The sequence below is a fragment of the Robinsoniella sp. genome (assembly GCF_034124845.1).
On record NZ_JAWYAJ010000036.1, the window covers coordinates 5,935 to 14,192 of the forward strand.

11 protein-coding genes are annotated in these 8,258 nt (G+C 42.4%); 9 read left to right on the top strand and 2 right to left on the bottom strand.

Annotated elements, in window-relative coordinates:
• The first annotated feature begins 13 nt into the window (after positions 1-13).
• Genes ACH2DQ_RS01825 through ACH2DQ_RS01835 form a run of 3 tightly spaced genes read left to right on the top strand, consistent with a single transcriptional unit; the run spans position 14 to position 1,937 of the window.
• Positions 14-1,354, top strand: a complete 1,341-nt coding sequence (locus ACH2DQ_RS01825; protein WP_394911932.1) for a D-serine ammonia-lyase — start codon at positions 14-16, stop codon at positions 1,352-1,354.
• Between the two features lie 60 nt (positions 1,355-1,414).
• The gene (locus tag ACH2DQ_RS01830) at positions 1,415-1,594 is read left to right on the top strand and encodes a YwbE family protein (protein WP_395025278.1); all 180 of its coding nucleotides are present in this window, start codon (positions 1,415-1,417) and stop codon (positions 1,592-1,594) included.
• A gap of 1 nt (position 1,595) precedes the next feature.
• Positions 1,596-1,937, top strand: a complete 342-nt coding sequence (locus ACH2DQ_RS01835) for an arsenate reductase family protein (RefSeq protein WP_394911931.1) — start codon at positions 1,596-1,598, stop codon at positions 1,935-1,937.
• Between the two features lie 142 nt (positions 1,938-2,079).
• Here the strand turns inward: ACH2DQ_RS01835 and ACH2DQ_RS01840 are convergent, their stop codons facing one another.
• Both ACH2DQ_RS01840 and ACH2DQ_RS01845 read right to left on the bottom strand, forming a co-directional pair.
• On the bottom strand, positions 2,080-2,535 hold the full coding sequence (locus tag ACH2DQ_RS01840) for a VOC family protein (RefSeq protein ID WP_394911930.1): 456 nt from the start codon (positions 2,533-2,535) through the stop codon (positions 2,080-2,082).
• Positions 2,536-2,570: 35 nt separating this feature from the next.
• The gene (locus ACH2DQ_RS01845; protein WP_394911929.1) at positions 2,571-3,431 is read right to left on the bottom strand and encodes a helix-turn-helix domain-containing protein; all 861 of its coding nucleotides are present in this window, start codon (positions 3,429-3,431) and stop codon (positions 2,571-2,573) included.
• A 237-nt stretch (positions 3,432-3,668) separates the two neighbouring features.
• Between ACH2DQ_RS01845 and ACH2DQ_RS01850 the strand changes: the two genes are divergently transcribed.
• The 6 genes from ACH2DQ_RS01850 to ACH2DQ_RS01875 all read left to right on the top strand — a co-directional run.
• Positions 3,669-4,163, top strand: a complete 495-nt coding sequence (locus ACH2DQ_RS01850) for a family 43 glycosylhydrolase (RefSeq protein WP_394911928.1) — start codon at positions 3,669-3,671, stop codon at positions 4,161-4,163.
• A 102-nt stretch (positions 4,164-4,265) separates the two neighbouring features.
• Positions 4,266-4,571, top strand: coding sequence for a hypothetical protein (locus ACH2DQ_RS01855; protein WP_394911927.1), 306 nt, complete (start codon positions 4,266-4,268; stop codon positions 4,569-4,571).
• Positions 4,549-5,235, top strand: a complete 687-nt coding sequence (locus ACH2DQ_RS01860; protein WP_394911926.1) for a response regulator transcription factor — start codon at positions 4,549-4,551, stop codon at positions 5,233-5,235. Before ACH2DQ_RS01855 ends, ACH2DQ_RS01860 begins: the two co-directional genes overlap by 23 nt.
• On the top strand, positions 5,225-6,250 hold the full coding sequence (locus ACH2DQ_RS01865) for a sensor histidine kinase (RefSeq protein ID WP_394911925.1): 1,026 nt from the start codon (positions 5,225-5,227) through the stop codon (positions 6,248-6,250). Before ACH2DQ_RS01860 ends, ACH2DQ_RS01865 begins: the two co-directional genes overlap by 11 nt.
• A gap of 302 nt (positions 6,251-6,552) precedes the next feature.
• Positions 6,553-7,221: an ABC transporter ATP-binding protein gene (locus ACH2DQ_RS01870; protein WP_394911924.1), complete on the top strand. Its 669-nt coding sequence runs from the start codon at positions 6,553-6,555 to the stop codon at positions 7,219-7,221.
• Positions 7,222-7,233: 12 nt separating this feature from the next.
• Positions 7,234-8,258: ABC transporter permease (locus ACH2DQ_RS01875; protein WP_395025276.1), on the top strand; the 1,025-nt coding region annotated here is incomplete at its 3' end.

Consider the following 8,258-nt stretch of genomic DNA (forward strand, 5'->3'; position numbering starts at 1 on the left):
AGGTAAATAGAATTTGAAAACATATAAAACGGCTGATCTGATCAGCAATACTCCGGTGCTGGATTCTGTAATCGAAGAAAAGGAAACTGTCTGGATAAATCCTGACTTGCTTCCATTTCATCTTGCGGGGAAAGACTTAGAACTTTCTATGAAGGACATTGACGAGGCGGAGGAACGCCTGAATCGTTTTGCTCCCTTTATCGCAGAATGTTTTCCGGAGACAAGAGCCCAGGGAGGAATCATTGAATCCGTACTGACTCCCATTCCTAAAATGCAGGAATATATCAATGAAAAATACCAGAGCGCCCTTATGGGAAAGCTGTTATTAAAACAGGACAGCCATCTTGCAATTGCAGGTTCCATAAAGGCAAGAGGGGGAATCTATGAAGTCCTTAAGCATACGGAGGACCTGGCGCTTAAACATGGATTGCTTTCCTTACAGGATTCCTATGAAGTCCTGGCATCGGAAAAAAACCGTTCTTTTTTTCGTGGGTATACCATACAGGTTGGCTCTACCGGTAATCTGGGTATGAGCATAGGCATCATGAGTGCGGCAATTGGTTATGATGTTATTGTACATATGTCGGCTGACGCAAAGCAGTGGAAAAAAGATCTGCTGAGAAGCCATGGGGTCAGGGTTGTGGAATATGAATCTGACTATAGTGAAGCCGTATTAAATGGCAGAAAACTATCGGATGAGAATCCGAAAAGTTATTTTGTAGACGATGAAAATTCCCGGAATTTATTCCTGGGCTATGCAGTTGCGGCAAAGAGGCTCTTGGGGCAGCTAAAAGACCAGGGAATTAATGTAGATGCCGACCATCCGCTGTTTGTGTACATTCCCTGCGGAGTCGGTGGTGCCCCGGGCGGCGTCAGCTTTGGATTAAAACAGTTATTCCATGACAGTGTCCACTGCTTTTTTGCGGAACCTGCAAAAGCGCCGTGTATGCTTGTGGGAATGGCAACGGGACTGCATCAGAACATCTGCGTACAGGATATGGGCTTATCCGGGCAGACTCATGCAGACGGGCTGGCTGTAGGGCGGCCATCCGGCTTTGTGGGCGGCATCATGGCACCTTTGTTAAGCGGCATCTTTACAATCCGGGATGGAAATTTATATGAATATATGCGTGGTTTATTAGACCAGGAGGGGATATTTTTGGAGCCAAGTGCCTGCGCGGCATTTGCCGGACCTATTCATCTGAATCAGTATCCGGAGACGAAAAAATATCTTACAGAGAATCATCTGTGCGGCAAGATGAAGCAGGCAGTGCATATCGCCTGGGCAACAGGGGGAAGCCTTGTGCCGGAAGCGGTACGTAAAGCATATAGGGAGACGTATTTGGAGGAGTGATATTGAGTGGGATTTTAGTGCATTTACTTCATTCCGGTTGGAGTTATTGTAAGAAAGAATATAAAAATTGGTGAGGCTGTTATGGTTGTGCAGAAACAGGATCAGCGAAGCGGAAAACTTACGGAAGGCGTGGTGCAGCGCATCTTGACAAATTCACAGAATCATCCAAGAGGCATTAAAGTGATGCTGGAAGGCGGAATCGTTGGCAGAGTACAGGATATTGTTGAAAGGGATAAGTAAAATGAATATACAAATATTTGGAACTAAGAAATGTTTTGATACGAAAAAGGCACAGCGGTATTTCAAAGAACGGGGCGTTTCTTTTCAGTTTATTGATCTGAAAGAAAAAGGGATGAGCAAAGGAGAATTCACAAAGGTAAAGCAGGCAGTGGGCGGGCTTGACAATATGCTGGATGAAAAGTGCAGGGACAAGGATACACTGGCACTGGTCCGGTACATTGCTGAGGAAGATAAGGCAGAAAAGGTACTGGAGAATCAGCAGATTTTAAAGACACCGATTGTGAGAAATGGATCATCTGCCACAGTGGGATTTCAGCCGGATGTCTGGAAGACATGGAAGTAAGAGAGATTTCAGTAAGAGAAATTTAAGTAAAGTGGAGCTGACGTACGGAATGTGATTGGTGCGCAGCTTCTTTTTACATAAAAATAACTGCCGGGTCTAGAAAGAATCCGGCAGTTCGTGTAAAATAGAAGAATGCGACTTTCTATAAAAACTGAGCAATAAAAGCCTCAGGAAGCATGGTCTTCTCTGTGATTTGCCCAACAGGCCATCCAAGTGCCAGATAGCGCTTCACAACACTTTCCATACTTTCAGCAGCTTCCACAATATGCTGTTCACAATCATAAAACCGCATGACTCTCTGCCCCCATGGATATTCTTTTATGCCATGCAAAAACTCGATTTCCGATAGTTGTTTGATTTTATCATACCATTTTTCAAGATCATCCGTTTCGAAGTACAATTGAAAATTGTTTTCTTTACAAAGGGGCACCAGTTCGGTACCTACTAATTCACCATAATTGCTCTGTAAAGATAAACCGCCTTCAAATGATACATGAGCACCTAAATCCATCGTAACTTTTTGTTCCATTATGGTTTCATAAAAATATCTTGATTTTTCCATATCCTTAACCGCTATAAGCGTTCCACCATATTTCATTTCGTTTCACCTCCTTCGTATGGTACATTATACAATTAATACTTAGATATTTCGTTGTAAAAATCGGACATGTTTTCCAGATATTGAGCAGGTGTTACGCCGCAGATAGATTTAAAGTCCCGGGTAAAGTGGGAATGGTCATAAAACCCCATTTGATCAGCCACATGAGAAATAGTGGAAGGGTGGTAAGGATTTTGGAACAATTGAACGGCTCTATTTGTTCTTACTATCCGGGCAAAGGTTTTCGTACCGGTTCCGATGTATTGTTTGAAAATACGGTTCAGGTGACGTTCACTGTAATGGGCATAATTGGCAAGGTCTTTGGAGGAAATTAATCCATTCTCCCGTATGATGTGATGAGCACCAATTTTTACTGCAAGGTTTTCCTGATATCTCATTCTTTTCTCATTTTTATTCAGATAATGAAGAAAGAGTTTGTCTAGCTCCGTAAAAAGGAAATCAATATTCCAGGATTTTTCGATAATTTCTAATACTAGATTCTGCAAATGTTTATTTAATAAGTCCAGAGAGTATGTTTTGTCAGCCAATTCGGACTGATTTTCTTTGATAAATGGATATAATCCCCAGGGCTGAAACTCGATAATCAGTATCCAGACGGAGTTATTTGCCTGCTCTCCCACGGCGTTTGCTTTTGTTGCAGATCCAAATAGATCACTGTGTATTTGATTGCCGTCAAAGTGAAAAACTATCGTGGAACTGCCATGGGGAATTACTGTGTATTGGTCAGCCATCAGGTTTTCTCTGGGAAAAGTCAGGGTATAATTGGAAATATAAGGTTTTAATGCTTTGTCAGGGAGTACATATATATAATCATCTGCTTTTAACAGTATGCGCCTGGTATCTCTGTAATCGCTGATTACTGATTTATGAATCATTTTATCACCGCCTTTATGTTATTATAGGAAGATGTGAGAACAGATGTCAAGAATCACTATATCAGTATTAATTAAATTTTGATATTCTGTATAAAAAGTTCTGGAATAATGTATTTGCGGGTGCTAAAATAAAAAGCATATGTGTGGGCAGCATCCCACAAAGTGTGAAGCAAAGCGGTCAGAATGCAGTTTCAAACACGCATTCGAATCTGTTTGAATATATGGAGGAAAATTGATATGCAGATTAATGAAATTAATATTCGGGATCCTTTTATTTTGTTAGACAAAGATACTTATTATATGTATGGCACCAGAGGTTCCCGCTGCTGGGGCAATGACGACGGACTGGACTGTTATTACAGCAGGGATCTGCAAGAGTGGACAGGACCAGTGGAAGTATTTCATAAACCGGAGGGGTTTTGGGCAGATCAGAACTATTGGGCACCGGAGTGCCATAGATATCAGGGAAAATACTATATCTTTGCATCCTTCAAAGCAGATGGTGTCTGCAGGGGAACTCAGATTCTGAAAGCCGACCATCCTCTGGGACCGTTCCAGGTTCACAGTGAATCTCCGGTTACCCCCAAAGCGTGGGAATGTCTGGATGGCACGTTATATATTGATTCCAGTCAGGTTCCGTATCTTGTTTTCTGTCATGAATGGGTACAGATCGGGGATGGAGAAGTCTGCGCAATTATGTTGTCCCCGGATTTAAAAACACCCGTTGGTTAACCTAAGGTATTATTTCGTGCATCAGAGGCACCATGGATTAAGAAGCTGGAAACAGATAGGCTTGGAAAGGACGTGGAGTGTTACTGTACAGACGGACCTTTTATGTATCGCTGCCAAGACGGAACCCTGCTTATGCTGTGGTCGAGCTTTGGAGAAGAAGGTTATACGGAGGCAATTGCCAAAAGCGGGAATGGGGATATTACGGGGAAGTGGGAGCAGGAACCCCAATTGCTGTTTAAAAAAGACGGCGGACACGGGATGCTTTTTAAAACTAAAGAGGGTGCGCTGATGTTATCCCTTCATTCGCCCAATGAAACGCTTAAGGAACGTCCGGTATTTTATAAGATACAGGAAGAGGACGGAAAATTATTCAAAGGGGAGCAAGATGAGCAGTATACTGATAATTGAAGATGATGAAGCATTAAATACAGGTTTAAGCTTTGATCTGGAAGCAGAGAATTACCAAATGCAATCCGCTTTTTCCCTGGAGGAAGGCCGGAATATTCTGAAAGACCAAACATTTGACCTGATCATCCTGGATGTAAACCTGCCGGATGGCGATGGGTTTCATTTTATACAGGAGTTGAAAAAAACCAGGGACATGCCGGTGATTTTCCTCACTGCCTGTGATATGGAAAGCGACGCTGTCCGGGGTTTTGACCTTGGGGCAGATGACTATATCACAAAGCCGTTCAGTATGGTGCTGCTTCGCAGGAGAGTTGCGGCGGTTTTAAAGCGATGTTCAAAATTAGAAAATACCAACCAGTACCGGGATTCCTATTTGCACATCAATTTTGATAAAACGGAAGCCAGAATCATGAATCAGGAGCTGGCGCTGACACCTACTGAATATAAAATGCTGAAACTTTTTACGACCCATCCGGGTCAGCTGTTAACCCATCAGGTGATGTTAGATCATCTGTATGACAATGATGGGAATTTTGTGGACAAACATGCGCTTGCAGTAAATGTTAACCGTCTTCGATCGAAAATTGAAGATGATATCCATAAATATATTAAAACCATTTATGGTATGGGGTATCAATGGGCAGGTGAGAATCATGGGTGCTAAGTTTCAGACAGTGTGGCTCTATAAAATCTTCACCATTGCAGCCGTTGTGATGCTGGCAATTTTCAGCTTGATGGTATGGCATGTAACAGATCATATGCTGATGCGTCTGCTTTTAATCGGATTTGGACTTGGGTTTTTAGGTATTAGTGCTGGGGTAATTGCAGTAATGCGCAGGCAGATAACGGGTTTTGCAGATTCAATGAGTGCCTGCCTGGATGAGATGCTGGATGAAAAGGAGAATATCGCGTTTGATGAAATCAGCGAGACACTTCTGTCAAAGCTGCAGTCGAAGCTGAGAAAACTATATGAGATTTTACAGCGCCATAATCAAAAGAGCCTGGAAGAAAAGATGGCAATTCAGAGTCTGGTATCGGATATCTCCCACCAGACCAAGACACCGGTTGCAAATATAAAATTGTATGCAGGCATTCTGCAGGACCGGAATGTGGACAGGGAGAAGCAGAAGGAATTTCTGCAATCCATTACAGTTCAGGTAAATAAACTGGATTTTCTCATTCAGGCGATGATTAAGATGTCCAGGCTGGAGACCGGAATATTCGAGATGCAGAAAAAAAGAGCCTCTGTATATGAAACCCTTGGCTTGTCATTGAATAGTATTTTTCCAAAGGCTGAGGAGAAGCAGATCAATATATCGGTTACCTGTCCGGAAGATCTGTTCCTTAGCCACGATGTAAAATGGACGGCGGAAGCGGTTTCTAATATTCTGGACAATGCGGTTAAATATACACCCTGTGGCGGTAGAATTACTGTTTCAGCAGAACCCATGGAATTATACTCCAGGATCAGAATACGGGATACCGGAAGAGGAATACCGGAAATAAACCAGGCATCCATTTTTAAACGTTTCTACCGGGAAAAAGAAGTACATGACCAGGAGGGAGTAGGCATTGGTTTATATCTTACAAGGGAGATCATAACTTTGCAGGGAGGTTATGTAGAAGTGAGATCCCAGCCCGGGGAAGGGGCGGAATTTATGATTTTTCTTCCTAATTAAAAGTGGTTTATAGGAAGCATAGGGACAGCGGTCTGGCCTTATGCTTTTTGTGATGGGTTGTGTGAGGATGCATTTCTCGGTTCAGTCCCGCGTGCCGCCAAAAAGCGCTGCACTACCTATCATTTACAAAGCGTCTTTTATCAACTAAACCCAAATATAATGCGTAATATTAGGGCACATATAAAGTGTTCGCTGTATCACTAGTAGCAGATTATCACAGTTTTGAGATAATTACCCATTGAGATAAGTTTGAGATAATTGGATGATAAGATAGTGTTATAAAAAGAAAGGGGAAAAAATATATGAGTAATATATTAGAAACCAGAGATTTAAAAAAATATTATGGGATGAATCCAAATATCACAAAAGCGTTGGATGGTGTAAATATATCGATCGGACAGGGAGAGTTTGTGGCGGTTGTGGGGACTTCGGGAAGCGGCAAATCCACACTGCTCAATATGATGGGAGGTCTGGATATACCCACATCGGGAAGTGTCCGGATCAGAGATAAGGAAATTGCAAAAATGAATGATGAACAGCTGACCATTTTCAGACGCCGGAATATCGGATTCATTTTTCAGAATTATAATCTGGTACCGATCTTAAATGCATACGAGAATATTGTTCTTCCGGTGGAACTGGATGGAGGAACGATTGATAAAGATTTTCTGCAGGATGTGGCGGGAATGCTCACCTTAGAGGATAAACTTTCTAACATGCCCAATAATCTATCCGGAGGGCAGCAGCAGCGTGTGGCAATCGCACGGGCATTGATTACAAAACCGGCTATTATTCTTGCCGATGAACCTACCGGCAATCTGGACAGCAAAACCAGTGCAGATGTACTGGGATTACTGAAAATGACAAGCGAAAGATTTCATCAGACGATCGTTATGATAACCCACAACAATGAAATAGCGCAGCTTGCGGACCGGATTATAAGGATTGAAGACGGAAGGATTGCCAATTAGGAGGGGAAACAGATGCTGGAAAATAATAATAAAAAGATAGTAGGAAAGCTGGCAAAACGTAGTTTTTTCAAAAATAAACTAAGAAATATTGCAGCAGTGACAGCGATTGCTCTTACCGCACTTTTGTTCACATCTATCATTACAATAGGAATTGGTGCGTCCCAGTCATTGACTCTGACCAGCCAGAAACAAAAGGGAAGTAAGGCGGATGCAGACCTGCGTTACATGACTGCGGAACAGTTTCAGAAGTTAAAGGAAAGTGATATGGCTGTAATTGTGGGAGAGAGGCGTCCAATCGGCTTTCTGACAAATACCAATCACCACAATGTGGAACTGGACTATATGGACGCTGCAGAACAGGAGCTGACTTTTAGTGTACCTGCCCACGGCAAAGCACCCCAGGCGGCTAATGAAATTGCAACAACCGATAAGGCAATGGAAGATCTGGGGATTACACCGGAGGTAGGTGCCAAGATTCCGATAGAATTTCAACTGCGGGGAAAAACATATCATTTTGATATGATTGTATCCGGCTGGTGGGAAGCTGGGGGCATGCCCGTCAGTATGATGATTGTTTCGGAAGCATTTATGAAGGAAAATGAAGCGTTATTTCCATATACTTACCGCCAGGATCTGGAAATGGCGGGGACTTATTTTTCAGATATTGTTTTAAAAAATAAATTTAAAATACAGGATCAGCTAAATTCATTTATCCGGTCGGTGGGGGGAGAACCGGAGGACAGAGAAGCCTCCAATTATATTTTAAGTGCCGTAAATCAAATGACGAATCCCCCTTTGAATACAAATCTGGTATTTGGAATCGCAGGCTTTGCAGTCCTGTTTATCGTTTGCGGCTATTTATTGATCTACAATATTTTTGATATTTCGGTAGCTCAGGATATCAGGTATTACGGGCTTTTGCGCACGGTTGGATCTTCAAAAAGACAGATCAGACAGATGGTGAACCGGCAGGCAGTCTGGTTATCCATCATCGGTATCCCAATCGGATTGATTATTGGATTTTTTCTTGGGAAAAG